The 21,799-nt window shown below is 71.5% G+C and carries 26 protein-coding genes and 1 pseudogene; 17 read left to right on the top strand and 10 right to left on the bottom strand.

Annotated features, from left to right (window positions below; all coding sequences use genetic code 11):
• Window positions 1-498: pseudogene (locus tag AB0M83_RS25785) on the top strand (transposase); the annotation flags it as partial.
• A gap of 43 nt (window positions 499-541) precedes the next feature.
• Here the strand turns inward: AB0M83_RS25785 and AB0M83_RS25780 are convergent.
• From AB0M83_RS25780 to AB0M83_RS25760, 5 genes are all read right to left on the bottom strand, one after another.
• On the bottom strand, window positions 542-1,216 hold the full coding sequence (locus AB0M83_RS25780) for a hypothetical protein (RefSeq protein WP_364520919.1): 675 nt from the start codon (window positions 1,214-1,216) through the stop codon (window positions 542-544).
• Window positions 1,217-1,250: 34 nt separating this feature from the next.
• Complete coding sequence (locus tag AB0M83_RS25775; RefSeq protein ID WP_364520917.1) at window positions 1,251-2,264, bottom strand: aminotransferase class V-fold PLP-dependent enzyme; 1,014 nt, start codon at window positions 2,262-2,264, stop codon at window positions 1,251-1,253.
• Window positions 2,265-2,304: 40 nt separating this feature from the next.
• Window positions 2,305-3,066, bottom strand: a complete 762-nt coding sequence (locus AB0M83_RS25770) for an isocitrate lyase/phosphoenolpyruvate mutase family protein (protein ID WP_364520915.1) — start codon at window positions 3,064-3,066, stop codon at window positions 2,305-2,307.
• A gap of 42 nt (window positions 3,067-3,108) precedes the next feature.
• Window positions 3,109-3,480, bottom strand: a complete 372-nt coding sequence (locus AB0M83_RS25765) for a helix-turn-helix domain-containing protein (protein WP_364520913.1) — start codon at window positions 3,478-3,480, stop codon at window positions 3,109-3,111.
• Between the two features lie 81 nt (window positions 3,481-3,561).
• Window positions 3,562-4,002: an SRPBCC family protein gene (locus AB0M83_RS25760; RefSeq protein ID WP_364520911.1), complete on the bottom strand. Its 441-nt coding sequence runs from the start codon at window positions 4,000-4,002 to the stop codon at window positions 3,562-3,564.
• A 23-nt stretch (window positions 4,003-4,025) separates the two neighbouring features.
• Here AB0M83_RS25760 and AB0M83_RS25755 point away from each other — a divergent pair, with 23 nt between their 5' ends.
• The 11 genes from AB0M83_RS25755 (at window position 4,026) to AB0M83_RS25705 (ending at window position 13,388) form a co-directional block, all read left to right on the top strand.
• Window positions 4,026-4,574, top strand: a complete 549-nt coding sequence (locus tag AB0M83_RS25755; protein WP_364520909.1) for a TetR/AcrR family transcriptional regulator — start codon at window positions 4,026-4,028, stop codon at window positions 4,572-4,574.
• A gap of 67 nt (window positions 4,575-4,641) precedes the next feature.
• Window positions 4,642-5,046, top strand: coding sequence for a hypothetical protein (locus tag AB0M83_RS25750; RefSeq protein WP_364520908.1), 405 nt, complete (start codon window positions 4,642-4,644; stop codon window positions 5,044-5,046).
• Complete coding sequence (locus tag AB0M83_RS25745; RefSeq protein ID WP_364520907.1) at window positions 5,043-5,228, top strand: hypothetical protein; 186 nt, start codon at window positions 5,043-5,045, stop codon at window positions 5,226-5,228. Before AB0M83_RS25750 ends, AB0M83_RS25745 begins: the two co-directional genes overlap by 4 nt.
• A 39-nt stretch (window positions 5,229-5,267) precedes the next feature.
• On the top strand, window positions 5,268-5,954 hold the full coding sequence (locus AB0M83_RS25740) for a response regulator transcription factor (RefSeq protein WP_364520906.1): 687 nt from the start codon (window positions 5,268-5,270) through the stop codon (window positions 5,952-5,954).
• Entirely contained in the window at window positions 5,951-7,336 is a 1,386-nt protein-coding gene (locus tag AB0M83_RS25735; protein WP_364520904.1) for a HAMP domain-containing sensor histidine kinase, read from the top strand. The genes AB0M83_RS25740 and AB0M83_RS25735 overlap by 4 nt, the downstream gene beginning before the upstream one ends.
• Window positions 7,337-7,530: 194 nt before the next feature.
• Entirely contained in the window at window positions 7,531-8,436 is a 906-nt protein-coding gene (locus AB0M83_RS25730) for a LysR family transcriptional regulator (RefSeq protein ID WP_364520902.1), read from the top strand.
• 115 nt (window positions 8,437-8,551) lie between these two features.
• Entirely contained in the window at window positions 8,552-9,706 is a 1,155-nt protein-coding gene (locus AB0M83_RS25725; protein ID WP_364520900.1) for a CoA transferase, read from the top strand.
• 90 nt (window positions 9,707-9,796) lie between these two features.
• Entirely contained in the window at window positions 9,797-10,540 is a 744-nt protein-coding gene (locus tag AB0M83_RS25720) for a crotonase/enoyl-CoA hydratase family protein (RefSeq protein WP_364520898.1), read from the top strand.
• Between the two features lies 1 nt (window position 10,541).
• On the top strand, window positions 10,542-11,288 hold the full coding sequence (locus AB0M83_RS25715) for an acetoacetate decarboxylase (protein ID WP_364520897.1): 747 nt from the start codon (window positions 10,542-10,544) through the stop codon (window positions 11,286-11,288).
• On the top strand, window positions 11,285-12,196 hold the full coding sequence (locus AB0M83_RS25710; protein ID WP_364520896.1) for a 3-hydroxyacyl-CoA dehydrogenase NAD-binding domain-containing protein: 912 nt from the start codon (window positions 11,285-11,287) through the stop codon (window positions 12,194-12,196). Before AB0M83_RS25715 ends, AB0M83_RS25710 begins: the two co-directional genes overlap by 4 nt.
• 1 nt (window position 12,197) lies before the next feature.
• Entirely contained in the window at window positions 12,198-13,388 is a 1,191-nt protein-coding gene (locus tag AB0M83_RS25705; RefSeq protein ID WP_364520894.1) for an acyl-CoA dehydrogenase family protein, read from the top strand.
• 3 nt (window positions 13,389-13,391) lie between these two features.
• Here AB0M83_RS25705 and AB0M83_RS25700 read toward each other — a convergent pair whose 3' ends face one another.
• The gene (locus AB0M83_RS25700) at window positions 13,392-14,591 is read right to left on the bottom strand and encodes an LCP family protein (RefSeq protein ID WP_364520892.1); all 1,200 of its coding nucleotides are present in this window, start codon (window positions 14,589-14,591) and stop codon (window positions 13,392-13,394) included.
• 205 nt (window positions 14,592-14,796) lie between these two features.
• Window positions 14,797-15,537 (bottom strand): SDR family NAD(P)-dependent oxidoreductase, encoded by a 741-nt coding sequence (locus tag AB0M83_RS25695; protein ID WP_364520890.1) that lies wholly within the window; start codon window positions 15,535-15,537, stop codon window positions 14,797-14,799.
• 114 nt (window positions 15,538-15,651) lie between these two features.
• Between AB0M83_RS25695 and AB0M83_RS25690 the strand changes: the two genes are divergently transcribed.
• Window positions 15,652-16,638, top strand: coding sequence for an RNA polymerase subunit sigma-70 (locus AB0M83_RS25690; RefSeq protein ID WP_364520888.1), 987 nt, complete (start codon window positions 15,652-15,654; stop codon window positions 16,636-16,638).
• A 166-nt stretch (window positions 16,639-16,804) separates the two neighbouring features.
• On the opposite strand, the gene AB0M83_RS25685 is transcribed toward AB0M83_RS25690, so the two are convergent.
• Together AB0M83_RS25685 and AB0M83_RS25680 are read right to left on the bottom strand one after the other, a co-directional pair.
• Entirely contained in the window at window positions 16,805-17,068 is a 264-nt protein-coding gene (locus AB0M83_RS25685) for a WhiB family transcriptional regulator (protein WP_364520886.1), read from the bottom strand.
• 193 nt (window positions 17,069-17,261) lie between these two features.
• Window positions 17,262-17,894 carry an endonuclease gene (locus tag AB0M83_RS25680; protein WP_364520884.1) on the bottom strand — a complete coding sequence of 211 codons (633 nt, stop codon included), beginning with the start codon at window positions 17,892-17,894 and terminating at the stop codon, window positions 17,262-17,264.
• 160 nt (window positions 17,895-18,054) lie between these two features.
• Between AB0M83_RS25680 and AB0M83_RS25675 the strand changes: the two genes are divergently transcribed.
• Together AB0M83_RS25675 and shbA are read left to right on the top strand one after the other, a co-directional pair.
• Window positions 18,055-18,543 carry a sigma-70 family RNA polymerase sigma factor gene (locus tag AB0M83_RS25675; RefSeq protein ID WP_364520883.1) on the top strand — a complete coding sequence of 163 codons (489 nt, stop codon included), beginning with the start codon at window positions 18,055-18,057 and terminating at the stop codon, window positions 18,541-18,543.
• 146 nt (window positions 18,544-18,689) lie between these two features.
• The gene (gene shbA / locus AB0M83_RS25670) at window positions 18,690-19,286 is read left to right on the top strand and encodes an RNA polymerase sigma factor ShbA (RefSeq protein ID WP_364520927.1); all 597 of its coding nucleotides are present in this window, start codon (window positions 18,690-18,692) and stop codon (window positions 19,284-19,286) included.
• A 16-nt stretch (window positions 19,287-19,302) separates the two neighbouring features.
• On the opposite strand, the gene AB0M83_RS25665 is transcribed toward shbA, so the two are convergent.
• Complete coding sequence (locus AB0M83_RS25665; RefSeq protein WP_364520881.1) at window positions 19,303-20,136, bottom strand: LysR substrate-binding domain-containing protein; 834 nt, start codon at window positions 20,134-20,136, stop codon at window positions 19,303-19,305.
• 96 nt (window positions 20,137-20,232) lie between these two features.
• Between AB0M83_RS25665 and AB0M83_RS25660 the strand changes: the two genes are divergently transcribed.
• Together AB0M83_RS25660 and AB0M83_RS25655 are read left to right on the top strand one after the other, a co-directional pair.
• The gene (locus tag AB0M83_RS25660; RefSeq protein ID WP_364520879.1) at window positions 20,233-21,207 is read left to right on the top strand and encodes a bile acid:sodium symporter family protein; all 975 of its coding nucleotides are present in this window, start codon (window positions 20,233-20,235) and stop codon (window positions 21,205-21,207) included.
• A 61-nt stretch (window positions 21,208-21,268) separates the two neighbouring features.
• Complete coding sequence (locus AB0M83_RS25655; protein ID WP_364520878.1) at window positions 21,269-21,790, top strand: dihydrofolate reductase family protein; 522 nt, start codon at window positions 21,269-21,271, stop codon at window positions 21,788-21,790.
• The last annotated feature ends 9 nt before the right edge of the window (window positions 21,791-21,799 follow it).

Here is a 21,799-nt window from a genome sequence, read left to right as displayed (position 1 = left end):
GTGGTCCGGGTGGAGATTCAGCGGCTGCCCGGCGGTGGGGCCCCGGGTGGGCCGATGTGGTTGTGGCATGCGGGGCCCACGGAGCTGGACCTGGTCACGGTGTTCGCTGCTTATCAGCGGCGGTTCGATCTGGAGCACACGTTCCGGTTCCTCAAGCAGGATCTGGGGTGGACCACGCCGGCGCCGATGCTTCCGGATACGGCGGTGCGGTGGGGTTGGTTGGTGCTGGTTGCCTACACCCAGCTGCGGCTCGCCCGCAGGTATGTCCGGGATCTGCGGTTGCCGTGGGAGAAACCGCAGCCGGGCGGGGTGATGTCACCGCGGCGGGTCCGGCGGGACTTTCGGCGGGTTCGTGGACTGACCGGCACCCCGGCCAACCCACCGAAACCCACCCGGCCTGGTCCCGGACGTCCTGTTGGTTCCACCCGGCCACCCCGGACCCGGTATCCGACCCACCGCAAGAACAGCCGGCGAGGCACGAAGACCACCACACGTTAAAACTCAAGGAGTCATTCACTGCGGCGGACGCGAGCCGGGGACCTCAGCCCTTGAGGTCGGCCGACAGGCGCAGGGCGTCGTCGGCGATCGCCTCGATCAGGTTCTTGTCCTTGTGCTTGGCGTAGAAGTCGGCCAGCACGATCGTCGTGTTCGTGCCGTCCACCCGCGAGGCGAACGCCGCGTCCGCGCCGCTGACGCTCGGGACGCCGGAACCCGTGAACGTCTTGTCCTTCACCAGGTCCGTGACGTTGCCGGTGTTGTCCCGCTCGGTCAGCGCCTTGAGCTCCTTCGCCTTCGTCGAGTCCGGCATCCCGACCAGCACCACCGACACCAGCGCCTTCGCTCCGCCCGACTCCGTCGTGTAGAGCGCGCGCACCAGGGACTGGCACTCGTTCTCCTGGAAGAAGTCGTGCGTCTTGCCGTACGACTTCGACGCGCACTCGTTGGACTTCGCCGGCCCGGCGACCATCGTGAACTGGTACTTCCCGGTGTTCTGGGCCGGCGGCTGGGCCACCGGCTCGTCCCCTGCCGAGTCGTGCCGGATCAGGAACCAGAGCAGTCCGGAAACGACGGCGATCGCGACCAGCCCGGCGCCCCTGAGCAGCAGGGACCGGGTGTCGCGCGCCGGCGGTCCCGGCGCGGGGGGCCGGGGCTGCGGGGGCACCGCGCCCAGCGGGGCCGTGTCGGACGGGCCTGGGGTGAAATGCGCACCAACCACGGGGCCATACGGTAGTTCACCGCCTCAGCGGCGTTCACTCGAATGCGTGTAAGACGCGTTCGACGTCGTCAGCGGTGTTGTAGAGGTGGAATCCGACCCGGACCCGGCCGCCGCGGACGCTCGAGACGATCCCGGCCGCCGCGACCCGCTCCGGATCGGCGTCGAGCGAGACGATCGCGGTCCCGCGCGGGGGCAGCCCCAGCTTCTCGAGCAGCTGGTCGGCCAGGCCGGTGTTGTGCGCCGCGACCTGCGCGAGGTCGAGACCGTCGAAGTACTCCAGCGCCGCGGCCGCGCCGACCTGGGCGAGCCAGACCGGCGAGAGGTCGAACGCGCGGGCGTCGCCGGCCAGGCGCAGCGGGAGGCCGTAGACCGTGGCCCACGGGTCCTCTCCCGCGTACCAGTTGGCCGCGACCGGCCGGGTGCGGTCGCGGGCGTCCGGCCGCACGGCGAGCCACGCGCAGCCGCGCGGGGACAGCAGCCACTTGTAGCCCGCCGCGATCACCCAGTCCGCCCACGCGACGTCCAGGGGCAGCCAGCCCACGGCCTGGGTGGCGTCGAGCAGCACCGCCGCCCCGGCGGCTTCGGCGGCCGCCCGCAGTGCCGGGAGGTCCACGATCCGGCCGTCGGCCGACTGGACGACGCTCACCGCGACGACGTCGTGGCCGTCGACCCGCTCGGGCAGCAGCTCCAGCGGGACCTCGGTCACCGTGACGCCGGGGGTGGCCGCGAACGGGAAGGTCACGCTGGTGAAGTCGCCTTCGGCGGCGAGGACGCGGGTGCCGGCGGGCAGCGCGGCGGCGACGTTCGCGGCCAGCTGCGAGACCGACGCGCCGATCGCGACACGCCCGGGGTCGACGCCGAGCAGGCGGGCGAACCCGGCCCGGGACCGGTCGACGTACCGGTCGAACTCCCCCGGCCGGGTCGCGCCGGTGCGCCACCGTTCGACCGACTCGGCCACCGCGGCGGCCACCGGGGCCGGCGGGATGCCGATGCTGGGCGTGTTCAGGTATCCGGGCGGGACGGCGAAGTCGGTTCCGAAGGCGCGCATGCCCTCGAGCCAAGCAGATCGACGCGAGACAGTTCACCCCTTACAGCAGCGCGGTCACGTCGGCGTAGCTCGGCGGGCTCAGCGGCAGCTCACCGCCGTCGCGGACCGCCAGGACCGTCCCGGCCGCCGCCGCGAGGGCCATCCGGTACGGGAGCGAGCCGAGGCTGACCCGCGCGACGCCCAACTCCGCCAGACCGGCGAAGGTGACCTTGCCGGGCAGGAACAGCAGGTTGACCGGGAGGCCGAGGCCGACGATCCGCTCGACGTCCGCCGGGTCGGCCAGGCCGGGCACGAAGAGGCCGTCGGCACCGGCCGCCGCGTAGGCCTTGCCGCGTTCTTCGGCGGTTTCGATCGCGTGGTCGCCGGACCAGTGGGTGTCCGTACGGGCGTTGACGAACAGGCCCGGCACGCGGTCCTTCACCGCCTCGACCAGCGCGGCCTGGACTTCGACCGGGGCGAGCGAGCCGTCGGCCCGGCCGTCCTCGAGGTTGACGCCGACGGCGCCCGCGTCGGCCAGCTCCGCGGCGAGGTCGGCGACGGCGGCGGGGTCGGCGCTGAAGCCGTCGGCGATGTCGACGCTGACCAGCACGTCGAGGCGGGCCAGGCGGCGGGTCAGGGCGACGGTGGCGTCCCGCGTCGAGGGAGCGCCGTCAGGTTCACCGGTCGCCGCGGACACGCCGAGGCTGGTGGTGCCGAGGGCGCGGAAACCCTGGGCGGCGAGGAAGGCGCCCACGCCGAACTCCCACGCGTTCGGCAGGAGCAGCGGGGTGCCGGGGAGGTGGAGGGCACGGAATTCGTCCATGACCCGAACCTAGGAGCGGGACGCTTCGGCGGGCGCCGAAGCTCAAGCCGACGCGGGAGTGTGCTCCGCGTCGTAGGCGTCCCGGGACTCCTGGACCGCCGTCATGTGCTGCCGCGCCCACTGGTCCAGCATCTCCAGCGGCTCGGACAGGTTGCGGCCCAGCGTCGTCAGCTCGTACTCCACCTTCGGCGGGATCACCGCGTACGCCGTGCGGGTCAGGATCCCGTCGCGGACCAGGCTGCGCAGCGTCTGGGTCAGGACCTTCTGCGAAATCCCGTCGACCCGGTGCCCGATCTCGGTGAACCGCAGCGGGCCGTCCTTGAGGGCGCCGACGATCAGTACCGTCCACTGGTCGCCGATGCGGTCGAGCAGCTGGCGGGTCGGGCAGTTGCGGTCGTACGGGTTCGACAGCACGGCGTCTCCTCACTCTCCCAGGGAGAGTAACACGCCGTTCAGACGGTGGCCGCCATCAGCGTGCAGGCGCCTGCGGCCACTTCATGAGGCCGCGCGCACCGCGGCCGCGTCGACCAGCCCGGCGACCACCTGCCCGATGAAGCGGCCGAGGAACCGGCGGTAGAACCAGCCGGTGCCGGGGATCTTCGCCGTGAACGTCGAGTGCCAGTGGATCTCCGTACCGCCGTCGGCCGGGGAAAGGTCGACGTAGGCGACGTAGTCCCGCAGCGGCAGGCCGTGGTCCAGCGCGTAGCCGAACCGGCGGCCGGGCTCGAGCGCGACGATCTTCTCGTACGAGCGGATGCCGCCGGTCCGGAACAGGCGAATCGCGCCGAGACCCTCGGGCTCGCCCTCGCCCTCGCGGACCAGCTCGAACGACCCCAGGGGCGACCAGCGGGGCCAGCTCGCGCCGTCCCGCAGCAAGGCGTACACCGTGTCGGCGTCCGCGGCCGCCACCCCGCGGACCGAGATTCTCTGTACCATTTGGTACGTGTACCATTTGGTACATGATCGACGCAAGCCCGCGCGCGAAGCTCCTCGACGCGGCGATCGACCACATCGCCCACCACGGCGGCGCGGACCGGAGCCTGCGGGCGCTGGCCACCGCGCTCGGCACCAGCCACCGCATGCTGATCTACCACTTCGGGTCCAAGGAAGGCCTGTTCACGGCCGTGGCGCGGGAGGTCGAGGCCCGGCAGCGGGCGGCGCTGGCCGAGCTCGACCCGGCGGCGTTCTGGCACCGGCTGACCGCGGACGACCTGCGGGCCAACGAGAAGCTGTTCTTCCAGCTCTACGGCCAAGCCCTCGGCGGCACGCCGGGAACCACCGAGTTCCTCGACGGCGTCATCCAGGACTGGCTCGGCCCGATCGAGGCGCTGCTGGCGGAGCGGGGCGTCCCCGAAGCCGACCGGCCCGCCCACGCGCGGCTCGGCCTCGCCGTCACGCGCGGCCTGCTGCTCGACCTCGTCACGACCGGCGACCGCGGCGCCGTGAACGCGGCGATGGAGGCGTTCCTCGCGCTGTCCGAGCACGCCTTTACAAAGCCCGAACACTAGGCGGACGCCCTCCGAACACCGCCCCGCGAGAGTTCTCCCCGCAAGCACCTCACCCAAGGGAGACACGATGCGAGGAACCACCTGGACGCGGCTGGCGCTGGCGGGCTGCGGGAGCGCGGCCTGCCTGCTGGTGGCGGCGCCGCTGGCCTCGGCCCAGACGACGTCGCCGGCGCCGGTCGCGCCGATCACGCTCAGCCCCGAGGAGTCTCAGCAGGTCTGCTCGGACTGGGTGCCGAAGCTGCAGAAGAAGGCCGACAACCTGAAGACGCGGATCAACGGCGGCGCCGAGATCACCGGCTCGGTCGCCAACCTCAAGGCCCGGGCCGCCGACCAGCGCGCCAAGGGCCACACCCAGCGCGCCGACCAGCTCGACCAGCGGGCCACCAAGCGCCAGGGCCGGACCGGGGAGATCGACGCGGCCAAGCAGAAGCTCGACGCCTTCGCGTCCGCGCACTGCAAGCCGGCCAAGTGAGGGGCGCGAGGGCCGCGGCGGCGGTCGGGGCCGCCGCGCTCATCGCGCTCGGCTGCTCGGCCTGCCGCGACAACCTGATGGGGTCGCCTTCCGACAACGCGCCCGCGTCGTCCGAGCTGAGCGGGATCGAGTCGACGCTCAACGGCATCGAATCCGACATGAACAGCGATGGCTCGCCCTGACCGGCTAGCGTCTCCCCACTGACGGAGACGGGAGCAGGCATGGGGTCACCGGGACGCGGCCTCGTCCTCGTGGTCGAGGACGAGGCCGCGATCGCCGAACTGGCGGCGCTCTACCTCAAGCGCGACGGCTTCGGCGTGCACGTCGAGGCCGACGGCGGCCGCGCGCTGGACGCCGTCCGGCGGCTCAAGCCGGTGGCGATCGTGCTCGACATCGGACTGTCCGGAATGGACGGTATCGAGATCTGCAAGGCGCTGCGCGCGGCCGGGGACTGGACGCCGGTGCTGTTCGTCACCGCGCGCGACGACGAACTGGATCGCCTGCTGGGCCTGGAGATCGGCGCCGACGACTACCTGACCAAGCCGTTCAGCCCGCGGGAGCTGGCCGCCCGGGTCCGGACGGTGCTGCGCCGCGCGTCGGGGGCGGCGCCGGCCCCCTCGGCGTTGACCGTCGGCGGCGCGCGCGTCGACCTCACCAGCCGCCGCGCCTGGGCGGGCGACGTCGAGATTTCCCTGACGTCGACCGAGTTCGACCTCCTCACGCACCTGCTCCGGCACCCGGGGCAGGTGCTTTCGCGCGATCAGCTGCTGAGCGCCGTCTGGGGGTACGCCGCCGCGGCGGGCACGCGCACGGTGGACGTCCACGTGGCGCAGCTGCGGGCGAAACTGGGGGCGTCGAGTCCGATCCGGACGGTGCGCGGCATCGGTTACGCGGCGGACCCGGCATGAGAGGAACCCTGGCCGGGCGGATCACGCTGGTCTGCCTCGCGGTCGCGGGCGTGGCGGTGATCGTGGCCGGGCTCGTCGCGGCCCGGCTGATCCGGACCACGGCGGACAACGTGCTGCAGTCGTCGCTGGCCGCGCAGGCCGACGTCGTCGCGTCGCAGCTCGACGAGACCGGCATCGGGAACCGGCTCGGCGTGGGCAAGGTGGCCGACGTCGTGCGCGGGCAGGGCATCTCCGTCGTGGTCCGGCGCGCGGGTGGCGGCCAGGCGGCCGGGGACGCGGTCGCCGTGCAGGCCGCGGGCAAGCTCGGGCTCGGCGCGGACCACTCCGGGCGCGTCACCGCCGGGGGTGCGCAGTACCTGGTCGAGACGCGCGTGGTCGGGACGCGCGGGGCGGCGTTCGCGCTGGTGCAGCCGGCCCGCAGCGCTGAAGCGACGCAACGGGCGTTGGTGCGCAACATCGCGCTCGCGCTGGGCATCGGGCTGCTGGTGGCGGCGCTCGCGGGCTGGTTCTCGGGGCGGCTGCTGGGCCGTCCGCTGCGGCGGGCCGCGCTGGCCGCGGGGTCGCTGCGGGCCGGGCGGCGGGACGTCCGGGTGCCGGTGGAGGGACCGCGCGAGGTGGCGGAGGTCGCCGGATCGCTGAACTCGCTGGCCGACGCGCTGGCGGTGAGTGAAGCGCGGCAGCGGGACTTCCTGCTCTCGGTGTCGCACGAGCTGCGGACGCCGCTGACCGCCGTGACCGGCTTCGCCGAGGCGATCGCCGACGGAGTCGCATCCGGTGACGACGCCGTGCGCGCGGGTCGGACGATCCAGCGCGAAGCTGTGCGGCTGGAACGCCTGGTGACGGACCTCCTGGAGCTGGCCCGGCTGGGCGCGGACGAGTTCCGGCTGGATCCGGCCCCGGTGGATCTGGCCGCTTTGGTCCGCGATTGCGCGGAGGTGTGGCAGCTGCGGTGCGCGCGGGAGGACGTGCGGCTGTCGGTGTCGGCGCCCGCGTCCCCGGTGCCGGTGGTCGCCGACGCGCGGCGGCTGCGTCAGGTCGTGGACGGGCTGGCGGAGAACGCGCTGCGGGTGACCCCGGCCGGCGCGCCCATGGTGTTTTCGCTGTCGGTGTCCGGTTCCTCGACTTCGCTTTCCGTCCGCGACGGCGGCCCGGGCCTGGCCCCGGAGGACTACCCGGTGGCGTTCGAGCGAGGGGTGCTGAACGCGCGTTACCGCGACCGCCGTCCGGTCGGGTCCGGCATCGGGCTGGCCCTGGTCCACGGCTTGGTCACCCGCATGGGCGGAACCCTGACGGCCGGCCCGGCCCCGGAGGGCGGCGCGGCCTTCACGATCACCTTCCCCCTGGCGGCCACCTCGGCCACGGTCCCGCTCCCCCGCCCCTGAACCGACCCTCCAGGTACGCGAACCGACCTTCCGGGTACGCGAACTGACCGTTCGGGTACATCGACCGGCAGCCCGGCATACCTGGAGCGTCGGCTCGCGTACTCGGAGCGTCGGCTCGCGTACCTGGAGCGTCGGCTCGCGTACCCGGAGCGTCGGCTCGCGTACCTGGACGGTCGGCTCGTTAGGGTCGGGGGATGGAGATGCTGCACCTGCGCTACTTCGTCGCGGTCGCCGAGGAACTGAACTTCTCCGCCGCCGCGCGGAAGCTGCACATGGCCGCCTCTCCGCTCAGCCAGCGGATCAAGGACCTCGAGCACGAGCTGGGGCAGCAGCTGTTCGACCGCAGTACCCACCACGTCACGCTCACCGCCGCCGGGACCGCGCTGCTGCCGCTCGCCCGGGACGTCCTCGAGCAGGTGAGCGCCATTCCGTGGCGGCTCGAGGAAGCGACCCGGCCGCAGCGCAGCACCGTCTTCCTCGGCATGCCCGCCGGCGTGCACCCCGACCTGCGGGACCGCGTCAACGCCCTCGCCGAGCGGGTCAAGGCGCGCTACGAGCTCAAACGCTGGCCCGGCACCACCGCCGACCTCGTCCAAGGCGTGCACGAGGGCAAGCTCGCGCTCACGCTGGCCCGGCTGCCGATCAGCGATCCGGCGCTGGAGCAGGTGCCGGTGATGTCGGAACGGCTCGGCGCGGTGGTGCCGGCCGACCTGTTCGCCGGCCGCGACTCCGTTTCCGTGGCCGAGCTGACCGAATTCCCGTACGTCGCCTCACCTGGGGAGATCGTCCCGGCGTACTTCGACCAGCTCGACCACCAATTGAACGAACTCGGCGTCAAGAAACGCATCCGGCTGACCAACACCGGCTACGGCGGGACGTCCGAAATCATTTCCAGCGGCGAAGCCTTTTCCATTTCCATGCTCGACGAAAAAAGCCCGATGCACGGTTACCGGCTCGACAACGTCATCGTCCTGCCGTTCTCGGATTTCCGTCCCCAGCTGGACACCGGCCTGCTCTGGCGCCGCGATCGGACCGACGGCGACCTGCGGGAACTCGTCGAAGCCGCGAAAGACATCTTCGCCGAGCCGCTGATCAGCTGAGAATGGTATGACCGCTGCGGTCACACCATTGTTCGTATCATGATCATTCCCTTTCGCGGAGTACGCGCCTACGTTCGTAAGTAGAGCGAAACAGCAAGGCGCGAAAGGACGAACGATGACGGACACCAGCACCGCGACCGGCCCGCTGGACGGCGTGCGCGTGATCGACCTCTCGACCGTGGTCATGGGCCCGTACGCGGCCCAGATCCTCGGCGACCTGGGCGCCGACGTGATCAAGATCGAGTCCCCCGCGGACACCGTGCGGGTGGGCCAGTACCGCACCACGCCGGGCATGACCCCGCTGAACCTGAACGTCAACCGCAACAAGCGCAGCGTGGCCCTCAACCTCAAGGACGAGACCGAGCGCGAGCAGGCGCTGAAGCTGATCGACACCGCCGACGTGCTGATCACGAACATGCGGCCCGGCGCTCTGAGCCGGCTCGGCCTGAACTACGCCGACGTCGCCGAGCGCAACCCCCGCCTGGTCTACGCCCACGCGCAGGGCTTCCGCGGCGACTCCCCGCAGGCCGGCAACGCCGCCTACGACGAGACCGTACAGGCCTCCTCCGGCCTGGTCGACGTCGCCAACCGCGCGCTGGGCGAGCCGGTCTACCTGCCGACGATCATCGGCGACAAGGTGTCGTCGCTGACCATCGCCTACAGCGTCCTCGCGGCGCTGGTCCACCGCGACAAGACCGGGCAGGGCCAGCAGATCGAGATCCCGATGACCGACACGCTGCTCGCGTTCAACCTGGTCGAGCACCTCGCCGGGCACACCTACGAGCCGGCCGAGGGCCCCACCGGCTTCGCGCTGTCGATGACGAAGGGCCACGCCGCGGTCCGCACCAAGGACGGCCTCGCCTGCGTGATCCCCTACAACCCGGCCAACTTCCGCGACTTCTTCGCCGCGGCCGGGCGTCCGGACCTCGCCGCCGACCCGCGCGTGAACGGCGAGGCCATCGACCGCGCCGACAACGAGTGGCTGACCGAGCAGATCGCCGCGTGCGCCCCGGCGCTGACCACCGAGGAGTGGGCCGAGGTCTGCGCGAAGCACAGCATCCCGATGGCGCCGGTGCTCGAACTGGACCGCGCGCACGAGGACCCATACGTCCGCGACGGCCACCTGCTCGACACCGTCGAGCACCCGAGCGAGGGCGCCATCCGCACGGTCGGCATCCCGGTGAAGTTCTCCGCGACGCCCGGCTCGATCCGCCGGCTGGCCCCGCTGGCCGGCCAGGACACCGCCGAAGTCCTCGCCGAGCTGGTCTGACCAACTCCGCACTTTCACGTGAAAGTGCACCGGAGGTGCCGCCTCCGGATCACTTTCCTGGAGAAAGTGGCGTCAAGGAAGTGTGAAGTCATGAGTGAAGTACGTACTGAACGGGTCGGCAGCACCCTGCTGATCACGATCGACCGGCCGCAGGCCCGCAACGCGGTCAACGCCGCCGTCGCGGCCGGGCTGGCCGCCGCGCTGGACGAGCTGGAGCACGACCCCATGCTCCGGGTGGGCGTCCTGACCGGCGCCGAGAACACCTTCAGCGCCGGCATGGACCTCAAGGCCGCGCTGAAAGGCGAGTCGCCGGAGATCCCCGGACGCGGGTTCGGCGGCCTGACCGAGGCCGAGCTGGCGAAGCCGCTGATCGCCGCGGTCGAAGGGTTCGCCATGGGCGGCGGGTTCGAACTCGCGCTGGGCTGCGACCTCATCGTCGCCGGGGAAACCGCGAAGTTCGGCCTCCCCGAGGTCAAGCGCGGCCTGATCGCCGCCGGTGGTGGCGTGCTCCGGCTGCCGAAGCGGATCCCGCACCACCTGGCGATGGAGTTCCTGCTCACCGGCGAGCCCGTCACCGGCCGTCGCGCCGGCGAGCTGGGCCTGGTCAACCGCGTGACGCCGGACGGCGACGCCGCCGCCGTCGCACTGCAGCTGGCCGAGAAGCTGGCGGAGAACGCGCCCCTGGCCTTGGCCGCCGTGAAGAAGATCGTGCGTGCCGCGGATCCCGCGACCGTGCAGCGCGAAGAAATCAAGAAACTGATGCAGTCCCACGACGTCCGCGAGGGCATGACCGCCTTCGCCGAGCGCCGCAGTCCGAAGTGGACCGGTGAGTGACATGAAGATCGACGAAGTCCGCAGGCAAGTGACCACTCCCCTGACCGCCCCGGCGTTCGCGCCCGTGGTCCCGAGGTTCACCGACCGCGAGTACCTGAACATCGTCTACCGGACCGACGCCGACGCCCTGCGCGCCGTCGTCCCGGAGCCGCTGCGGGTCGAGGAACCGTTGGTGCGCTTCGAGGTCATGAAGATGGGCGACGTCTCCGGCTACGGCCCGTACACCGAGTCCGGCCAGGCGATCGAGGTCAGCTTCGACGGCGAGCGCGGCGAGTACCTGCACGCGATGTACCTCGACAACTTCCCGGCGACGGCGTCCGGGCGCGAGGTCAGCGCGTACCCGAAGACCGTCGGCAGCCCGGACCTCTACGTCGACAACGGCGTCCTGGTGGGCACACTGGACTACGGGACGCTCCGGGTGGCGACCGCGACCATGGGCTACAAGCACCACGAACTGGACGCCCGCGAGGCCGAACGCCAGATCACCGTCCCGACGTTCATGCTCAAGACGATCCCGGGCTACGACGGCGCGCCGCGCGTGCAGGAGCTGGTCCGCACCGAGATCACCGACGTCGTGGTCAAGCAGGCCTACACCGGCCCTGCGCGGCTGCAGCTCTTCCAGCACGTTCTCGCCCCGCTGGCGGATCTCCCGGTGCTGGAGGTCGTCTCCGCGAGCCACATCCTCACCGACCTGACGCTCGCCCCGGTCAAGCCGGTCTTCGACTACCTGAAGGGAGCGCAGTCATGAAGTTCACCAACGCGGCGGTCATCGGCGCGGGCACCATCGGCCTGTCCTGGACGGCGCTGTTCGCCCACCACGCCCTGACCGTCCGGGTCAGCGACCCGCGACCGGATCTCGCCGAGGCCATCACCGACGCACTCGAGACGTTCGCCCCGCACCTCGGCACTACCGCCGCGGAGCTGGCGAGCCGGGTCCACATCGCCGCCGACGTCACCGAAGCAGTCCGTAACGCCGATGTTGTGCAGGAGAACGGACCCGAGAACGTCGAGTTCAAAAAGGACCTCTTCGCGACCCTGCTGAAGGAAGTCCCGGGGCACGCGCTGCTGCTGAGTTCCTCCAGTGCCATCCCCTCGACGGCGTTCACCGGCGAGATCGACGGCAGCCGCGTCCTCATCGGCCACCCGTTCAACCCGCCCCACCTGATACCGCTGGTCGAGGTCGTCCCCGGCGAGCGCACCAGCGACGAATCTGTGCGGAAGGCCGTCGACTTCTACACCTTCCTCGGCCGGACCCCGGTGGTGGAGCGCAAGGAGATCCCCGGGTTCGTCGGCAACCGGCTGCAGAACGCGCTGAGCCGCGAGGCGATCTACCTCGTCGAGCAGGGCGTGGTGAGCCCGGAAGAGCTGGACAAGGTCATCACGAATTCGCTCGGCATCCGCTGGGCGACCGTCGGGCCGTTCCTCGGCTCGCACCTCGGTGGCGGCCCCGGCGGCTACCGGCACATGGCCGAGCACATCGGCAAGTCCATGAAGAAGATGTGGGCCGGCCTGGGCAACCCCAGCCAGAGCCCCGAAGAGCAGGAACGGCTCATCGAAGCCGTCGAAAAGGCTTACGGCTCCTCCACGTACTCGGAACTCGCCGAGACGCGCGACCGCAAGCAGCTCGCCGTTTTGACCGCAGTGGAGGAGAACTGACATGGAACCGCTCAAGGACAACCTCACCGCCGACTTCTACGACTTCGAGGCGCTGCTGCCCGACGAGGAGCGCAAGCTGCTCGTCAAGGCGCGCGAGTTCATGACCACCGACGTCAAGCCGCTGGTGAACGACAACTGGGAGGCCGGCACCTTCCCGAAGGAACTCATCGGGATGTTCCGCGAGAGCGGCCTCGCCGGTCTGCCGTATGAGGGCTACGGGGAGCACAAGCCCGCGGTCAGCCACCTCCTCACCGGCATGATGGCGATGGAGATGAGCCGCACCGACGCCTCAGTCGCGACGTTCTTCGGTGTCCACAACGGACTCGCGATGTACTCCATCTACAGTGGAGGCAGCCAGGAACAGCGTGACCGCTGGCTCCCCGAAATGGCCGCGATGGACAAGATCGGCGCCTTCGCGATGACCGAGCCGCTCGGCGGGTCCGATGTGGCCGGTGGCATGCGCACCACAGCCAAGCGCGAAGGCGACACCTGGATCCTCGACGGCGCCAAGAAGTGGATCGGCAACGCGACCTTCGCCGACTACGTCGTGGTGTGGGCCCGGGACGTCGACGACAACCACGTCAAGGGATTCGTCGTCGAGAAGGGCACCCCCGGTTTCGTGCCCGAGAAGATCCAGGGCAAGACCGCGTTCCGGATCGTCGAGAACGCCGAGATCACCCTGACCGGCGTCCGCGTGCCGGAGGCGAACCGCCTGCAGGGCATCGACTCCTTCCGCGACGTCGCCGAGATCCTGCGCGCCACCCGCGGCGGCGTCGCGTGGCAGGCACTCGGCGTGATGATCGGCGCCTACGAAGCCGCGCTGGCCTACGCCCAGGAGCGCACGCAGTTCGGTCGGCCGATCGCCCGTTTCCAGCTGGTGCAGGACCTGCTCGTGAAGAGCCTCGGCAACATCACCGCGTCCTGGGGCATGCTCGTGCAGCTCGCCCGGCTGCAGGACGGGGGGATCTTCAAGGACGAGCACTCGTCGCTGGCCAAGGCGTTCGTCACCTCGCGGATGCGCGAGGTCGTCGCCTGGAGCCGGGAGATCTTCGGCGGCAACGGGATCGTGCTCGGCTACGACGTCGCGCGGTTCTTCGCCGACGCCGAAGCGATCTACTCCTTCGAAGGCACGCGCGAGATGAACACCCTGATCGTCGGGAAGGCGATCACGGGACAGTCCGCGTTCGTCTGAGTCTCAGTTCACGCAGCCGGCGGCCGCCGAGGTCGCCGGCTGCTTCGTGTCCGGCGCCCGGGTGGCGCTCGTCGCGGCCACCGGCTTCACCCCGCCGGCGGTGTCGTCGCCCGAAGCCTGGACCGCCGGGGTGCTGATCGCCGTGCGGACGAACTGCTGGACCTGCGCCGGGTCGACCTTCACCGCGTCGCCGTCCGACGGCGTGGACAGCGAGAGGCTCTGCACCGGGATCGTGGCGAACGCGATCGCCCCCGAGCTCATCCCCCGCAACTGCTGCGCGAAGCTCAGGACGTTCCAGCCCTTGTCCAGCACCACCGCGCCCTGCACCGCGCTGACCAGGGCGTTCAGCTTCGAAACGTCGGTGAACGTGCCCGCGCTCAGCACCTTCTTCGCCATCCCGGACAGGAACGCCTGCTGCCGCGCGATGCGGTCGAGGTCACCGTTGGCCAGGCCGTGGCGCTGCCGGACGAACGCGAGCGCCTGCGCGCCGGAGAGCGTCTGCGGGCCGGCCGGGAAGGCCGCGCCGGAGTAGCTGTCGTGCACCGGCGCCTTGAGGCAGACCTCGACCCCGCCGACGGCCCGCGACAGCGCGTCGAAGCCGGCGAAGTTGATGGCCGCGTAGTGGTTGATCGTCAGCCCGGTGAACTTCTCGATCGTCTGGATCGTGGTCTTCGCGCCGGCCTCGTTCGCCGCGACCTCCAGCTGCGGGCCGGACAGGCCCTGGGCGCGCAACCCGGACATCGAGGCGTTCTTGCCGCGGCTGTACGCGGAGTTGATCTTGTGCTTGCCGTACCCGCCCGCGATGTCCACATAGGAGTCACGCGGGATGGAGATCGCCGTCGCCGCCGCGCCGCCCGCCGGGATGTGGACCACGATCATCGTGTCGGTGGTGTCGCCGCCGTCGTCGCCGCCCCCCGCGTGGAACGCGTCGAGCAGGCTCTGCGGCAACGGGTTGCCGTAGGTGTCGGTGCGCGCGTCGATCCCGACGAGCAGGATGTTCTGGGCGACCTTCAGCGGTTCCCCGGGCGGCGTGTCGTCTTCGTCCACCTGCGCCGCGGGCGGGATGACGTCGGCGGTGACAAGGCCGTCGTCGAGCTTGCTCAGCTGCGACCAGGCGTACCCGGTGGCGCCGAGCACCAGCGCCGACACGACGCCGAGCGCGACCCGCACGCCGACGCGACGCCCTCGGGACGACAGCAGCACGACACTTCCCCTTGCTTCCCTGTGGTGAACCTCCGACCCCTCCTTCGAGGATCACCGCGTTAGCTGGGAATCAGCTGAGAAACTTGTTGAAAGCTCGTGACGCTGCCCGATCGGCCGAGCCGAATCCAGCTGATCGGCCGATTTCGCGACGCAAAGTACCGGCACGCACACGAAAACGTGCTGTGGCGGTGGCCACAATGCCCGGCTAGCGCGGCATCCGGCGCCAGATCGCGCGCGGCAGCAAGCGCATTCCGAAGAAGACCGGACGGAGTACGCCGGGCACCCAGACGACCCCACGGCGCTTGCGCAGCGCGGCGACGGTCGCGTCGGCCACCTGGTCCGGCGTGCTCGAGAACGGCGCCGGGCTCATGCCTTCGGTCATCCGCCCGATGACGAACCCTGGTCGGACGAGCAGGAGGTGGACGCCGGAACCGTGGAGCGCGTCGGCGAGGCCGCTCGCGAAGCCGTCGAGGCCGGCCTTCGCCGATCCATAGACGTAGTTGGCGCGTCGCACGCGGACCCCGGCGACGGACGAGAACACGACGAGGCTGCCGTGGCCCTGGGCGCGGAGCAGGTTCGCGGCGTGGGTCAGCACGCCGACCTGGGCGACGTAGTCGGTGTGGACGATCGCCGCGGCGTGGGTGGCGTCGTCTTCGGCGCGGGCTTGGTCGCCGAGGATGCCGAAGGCGAGCACGACGACGTCCAGCGGCCCGTGCTCGGCCGCGATCTTCTCCAGGAAGGGACCGTGGGCGGCGAGGTCGTCGGCGTCGAACTCGGCCGTCTCGACGGTTTCGGCGCCGGCTTCGCGCAGGGCGGTCGTGGCGGCGGCCAGGTCCGCACCGGGGCGGGCGGCCAGCACGAACCGCCGGTGGTCCGCGGCCAGGCGTTCCGCCACGGCCAGTCCGATTTCGCTGCGTCCGCCCAGCACCAGCACCGTTCCGCTCACGGAGGCAGTCTCCCAGCCCGCGACGGCCGTGGTGCGGGCGCCCGCCCCGAGGTCCTCGGCGGAAGCGGCCCGCGGAACCCGCTCCCCGCCGCGCGTGTGCGCTAGCGTGCCCGAGTGGGTCTCGCTCCGGATTTCGAGACGGTCGTCGCGCGGCACCGGCGGGAGATCCAGGTGCACTGCTACCGGATGCTCGGCTCGCTGAGCGACGCCGAAGACCTCGCCCAGGAAACTTTCCTGCGCGCCTGGAAGGCCCGGGACCGGTTCGAAGGCCGGGCCAGTGTGCGGACCTGGCTGTACCGGATCGCGACCAACGCCTGCCTCGACGTCCTGGCCCGGCGGCCGCGGCGGGTGCTGCCCGATCAGCTCGGGCCCGCAGGCGAGCCCGGCGGGCCCCTCTCGGCCGCCGACCTGCCGTGGCTCGAGCCGGTCCCGGACCGGTTGCTGGACGAAGCCGGGCCGGACGCCGTCGTCGTCGAGCGGGAGACCATCGAGCTCGCCTACCTCGCCGCCGTCCAGTACCTGCCGCCGCGGCAGCGGGCGGTGCTCGTCCTGCGGGACGTCCTCGGCTGGTCGGCCAAGGAGACCGCGGACCTGCTCGAGACGAGCGTCGCGTCGGCGAACAGCGCGTTGCAGCGAGCCCGGGCGACGCTGCGTGAACGACTGCCCGCGCGCCGTACCGAGTGGACGGCCGGCGACGCGACGGCCCAGGAAACCGCGCTGCTCAAGCAGTTCATCGCGGCTTACGAACAGGGCGACCCCCAAGCGGTCGCGCGGCTGCTGCACGCCGAGGCCCGCGCGGTCATGCCGCCCTACGAGCTGTGGTTCGCGAGTGCGGCGTCCATCGTCCGGGCGTTGTCGCTGTCGCTCGACCCCGCGTCACCGCACTGCATCGGCCGCTTCCGGATGCGGGTGACGCGCGCCAACCGCCAGCCCGCCGTGGCGACCTGGCTCCGGCGCCCGGGTGCGGACGAGTACCGCTGGTTCGGGGTGTCCCTGCTGACGATCGAACACGGATTGATCACGGAACTGGCCGCGTTCGAGTCCGTCCCGGCGGCGGTGTGGGGGCTGCCGGAAACCTGGCACGACGAGGGAGCCCGCTGAGCGGCGTGCGCATTCGGTAGTGCCTCAATCACCCGCGAAGGCGCGAAAAAGCCCGGGCGGGTGATTCACGGGAATCACCCGCCCGGGCGCACACCAGCCGGAAAGAAATTCTTCCGATTTCGGTGTTTCGCTTCCTGGCCGCCGGGAAGAGGTCACCGGCGGCGGATCAAGCAGCTCGGTGCCGCTGCGGCGCGGTGCGCGTCAACCGGCGTCGGTCCTCGGCGGTGGTCCCGCCGAAAACACCGTGGTCCAGGCCGTTGTCGAGCGCGTAGCCGAGGCATTCGGCGCGCACCGGGCAGCGCGCGCACACGGCCTTCGCCTGCGCCGTCTGCCGGGCGCCGGGGCCCACTGCGGAGATCGGGAAGAACAGTTCCGGGTCCTCGTCCTTGCAGGCCGCGAGGTCCGCCCAGCCCGTCATCGTGGCTTCCATTTCCTTCGTTCACCTCCCTCTGCTTCTACTGTTTCCCATTGTCGTCGCGCGTCAACCGACTTGACCGCGGCGGACGCGCGAGCGTATCCGCCTGGGTCAAGGGGGTTTTGGCTTCGGTCCCCGGCTCACCCTCCGGGCAACCAAGACTGCAACACATGAGAGTACGCCTTCCTTCCCGGGATCTCGATGTCGATCACGTCACCCGATCGGCGAGATCGCGCTCGAGCGTGACCCGCACGAGCGCCGCCGCGAGGTGGGCCAGCTCACCCGGATCGACGAGCTTCGCGAGCCGCCCCGGCTGCGTCGGCAGACGGAGCTTTTCCGCACCCTGCAAGGCTTTCCGGTCCAGGTGCGGGCGGAACTCCGGCCACACCAGCTGCACCTCGCGGGTGAAGATCTCGGCCCCCACCGGCCCGAGCCGCGGCACCTTCGCCAGCATCCGGGCCAGCGTCCGGAATTCGCCGTTCGCGGCCTCGCGCACGCGTCTCAGGTCGCCGCCGTGCTCGTCGAGCAGGTACCGGGCCCCCTCGCCGAGCGCTGTCGCGGTCTGTTCGTCGTAGCGTTTGTAGTGCGCGCGGCCGAGCGCGTCCACGCGCTGCTGCCACGTCGCGTCCGCCATCGCCCGGGCCGTGCCCATCCCCGCGGCCCGCAGCTCTCGGGCCGCGTCGACGGCGATGCCGGCCCTGATTCGGGTCGAGAGCAGCACCGACAGCACGAGCAGCCGGTACAGCGGCGCCGGCTGGTCGGCGAGCTTGATCCCGGCCTCGGCGGCGTACGTCGGCCCGGCCTCCTCGAGCAGGCGCCGGACCGTGTCTCGCTGGGTCATCGGGTTCGGGTACCCGAGATGCCCGCACCCATTCGTCACCGGCCGTCACCGATCCGGAGCAGTCCATTACTCCTCTCGAGCAGTCTTGATCGAATCGTTACACGTAGCGGTCACCTCACCGCACTTGTTCCAGTGGAGGGCGAGGGGTGGTGAGGGGTCCGTGTGCGCTGACGACGATTTCGACGCGTTCTTCCGCGCCGACTTCCCGCAGCTCGTGGCATTCCTGTGCAAGGCCGGGTTCGAAGCCGAGCTGGCCCGCGACATCGCCACCGAGGCGATGCTGCACGCGTTCGAGGCGTGGCCGCCCCTCGAAGACCCGCGGGCCTGGGTCCGCCGGGTCGCCGGGCGGCTGCTCGCCGCGGTCCACGACGCCCGCGCGGACTGGGCCCCGGACGGCGACCCGGCCGAAGACGAGAAGCTGGCCGCCCTGGTCGACCAGCACGCGGAGCTCATCGACCTGCTCGCGTCCCTCCCCGGCCGGCAGCGGATGGTCCTCGCCTGGTCCCTCGACGGCTTCACGCCCACGCAGATCGCGACGGCGCTGCGCATCGCCCCCGCGACCGTCCGTTCCAACCTCCGCCACGTGCGGGAACGCCTCAGGCGCCACCGGGCCGCACGGCCCGGCGACCAGCGGGACAGGGAAAGGTGAGCACCATGCCGGCAACCGAGTACGGGGACCCCGCGATCACCGAGCTGCTGCGGGAGTCCAACGCCGCGCTGCACGACTCGCTGCGCGTCGGCCTCGACGTGGAGGGCACCCTGCTCCGGGTGCGCAGCCGCGCCCTCGTCCGGGAGATCGCCGCGGCGCAGCCCCCGGAGGCCTTCCCCTCGCACTGGCGGCGGCACGACGAGCCGGTGGCCGACGCGATCGCCGGCGACCACGCCGCGACCGCCCGCCTGCTCGCCACCATCCGGCCGCTGGTGGTGCGCTACTGCCGGGCGCGCGTCGGCCGGCACGAACGGTCGTTCGCCTCGGCCGACGACGTCGCCCAGGAGGTGTGCGTGGCCGTGCTGACCGCGCTGCCGTCCTACCGCGACCAGGGCCGCCCGTTCCTCGCGTTCGTCTACGGCATCGCCCAGCACAAGGTCGCCGACGCGCACCGCGCCGCGGCCCGCAACCGCGCCGACCCCGTCCCGGAGGTCCCCGACGGGGTGTCCGAAGCGGACGGACCGGAGCAGCACGCCCTGCGGTTCGAGCTGAACGAGCGGCTGGCGCGGTTGCTGGACGTGCTGCCGGCGAAGCAGCGCGAGATCGTCGTGCTGCGGGTGGTCGTCGGGCTGTCCGCGGAGGAGGCGGCCGCGGCGGTGGGCTCGACGCCCGGCGCCGTCCGCGTCGCCCAGCACCGCGCGCTGCTGCGGCTGCGCAGACTGTTGACCGGCGAAGAAGCCTGACCGCCGACGGACACGGTCAGCGTCGCACGTAGTCGAGGACGAACTGCTCCAGGGCCACCGCCGGCCCTTCCTTCGACTCGCGGGCCAGCAGCATGAACTCGATGTCGCCGGGCTCGGGCAGGCCGTCGAGCTCGACGAGGTCACCGGGCACCAGGCTGCGCGCGTGCAGGGTGACGCCGAGCCCGGCCGCCGCCGCGGCCCGCAGGCCGGTGAGGCTCGACGTCTGGCACGCGGCCCGCCACTCCAGCCCCGCGCGTTCGAGGCACTCCACGGCGAGCTGCCGCGTGATCGACGGCATCGGGTACTGCACCAGCGGCACCGGCTGGCCGGGCTCGAGCACCGTCGCCGCCGAGCCGATCCAGACCAGCGGCTCCCGCCAGAGCAACCGGCCGTGGTGCGTGCCCGGGCGGCGCTTGCCCAGCACCAGGTCCAGCTGACCGGCGCGCAGCCGCTGCGCCAGGACGTCCGAGAGCTCGACGGTCAGCTCGACGTCCACCAGCGGGTGACTGCGGCGCAGCCGGTGCAGGATCTCCGGCAGCTCGCCGAGCGCGAAGTCCTCCGAGACACCGAACCGCACGCGGCCGCGCAGCTCGGCCCCGCGGAAGTGCCGCTCCGCGCGTTCCTCCGTGTCGACGATCGTCTGCGCGAACCCCAGCATCGCCTGCCCGCGCGCGGTGAGCTCGACGGTGTGGGTGTCGCGCGCGAAGAGCAGCCCGCCCGAGTCGCGCTCCAGGCGCCGGACGTGCTGGCTGACAGTCGGCTGGCCGACTCCGAGCCGCCGCGCGGCCGCGGTGAAGCTGCGCGTCTCGGCGACGGCGAGGAACGAACGGCACAGGCGCGGATCCAGCACCCGGCTACTTTATCGCGATTCGCGATGACAGTCAGTCCGGTCATCGGGGTTCACAATGAGCACGGCGTCGCCGAGAATTGATCCGGAAGGAGATCCATGTCCCGGTTTCGTCTCGACCCGTTCGTCGTCGCCATCCTCGCCACCGTCGGGGTCGCCACGCTGCTGCCCGCTTCGGGCGCGGTCGCCGACGGTTTCAGCACGGCCACCACGATCGCCGTCGGGCTGCTGTTCTTCCTGTACGGCGCCCGGTTGTCCACCCAGGAGGCCCTGGACGGGCTGCGGCACTGGCGGCTGCACGCGGTCGTGCTGGCCGCGACGTTCGTCCTGTTCCCGCTGCTCGGCCTGGCGCTGTTCCTGCTGCCGCCGTCGGTGCTGCCCGCGCAGCTCGCCGCCGGGGTGCTGTTCCTGGCCGTGCTGCCCTCGACCGTGCAGTCGTCGATCGCGTTCACCTCGATCGCCCGCGGCAACGTCGCGGCGGCGATCTGCAGCGCGTCGCTGTCCAACCTGGCCGGGATCGTGCTCACGCCGCTGCTGGTGGCGCTGCTGCTGTCGGGAGACGGTGCCGGGGTCGACGGTTCGGCCGTGCTCGGGATCGTGCTGCAGCTGCTCGCGCCGTTCGTCGCGGGCCAGCTCGCGCGGCGCTGGATCGGTGCCTGGATCACGCGCAATTCGGCGCCCCTCAAGCTGTTCGACCGCGGGTCGATCCTGCTGGTCGTCTACACGGCGTTCAGCGCGGGCATGGTCGAGGGCATCTGGCACCGGCTCGACGTGACGCACCTGCTCGTGCTCGCCGGCGTCTGCTGCGTGCTGCTCACGGCGGTCCTGGGCGCGACCGGGTGGGGCGCTCGCGTGCTGGGTTTCGCCCGCGCCGACCGGATCACGATCGTGTTCTGCGGGTCGAAGAAGAGCCTGGCGAGCGGGTTGCCGATGGCGACGGTGCTGTTCGGGCACGGGCAGGTGGGGTTGATCGTGCTGCCGCTGATGCTGTTCCACCAGATCCAGCTGATCGTGTGCGCGACGCTGGCCCGCCGGTACGCGTCCTCGGCCGCGCCGGAACTCGTGCCCGCCTGACCGATGAGTTTTCCGGGCGGCGCCGGTCGGTACCGGTGCCCCTCTACCGGAAGGCGCCACCATGGCCAAGGTCCTGTACCACATCACGATGTCCCTCGACGGCTTCGTCGCCGGCCCCGCCGGCGACATGACGTGGCTCGCCGGCCTGCACGCCGGGCCGAACCCGGTCGTCGAGCGAGTGGTCGGCGGCATCGGCGCGATCGTGATGGGGCACAACACCTACGCACCGGCGACGACGGCGGAGGGCAAGGTGTACGGCGGCCGCTGGGACAGCCCGATCTTCGTGGTGACCCGCTCGGCGGCGCCCTCGCCGGGCTTCACCCTGGTCGAGGATCTCGGCGAGGCGGTGACGGCGGCGTCAGCGGCGGCCGGCGACGGATATGTCGCGGTGCTGGGAGCCACGACGGCCCGGCGCTGCCTCGAAGCCGGGCTGCTGGACGAGGTGCTGGTCCACGTGGCGCCGATCCTCCTCGGCGACGGCGTCCGGCTGTTCGACCACCCCGGTGGGACGCGGGTGCGGCTCGAACCCGTGGAGTTGAGCAGCACCGGGTCGATCGGCAACTTCTGGTACCGGGTGGCGTGAGCGGTCACC

Source organism: Amycolatopsis sp. NPDC051106, from assembly GCF_040682775.1.
GTDB lineage: Bacteria > Actinomycetota > Actinomycetes > Mycobacteriales > Pseudonocardiaceae > Amycolatopsis.
Note: the sequence above shows the minus strand (reverse complement) of the source record. Positions and strands in the feature narration are given on the sequence as shown.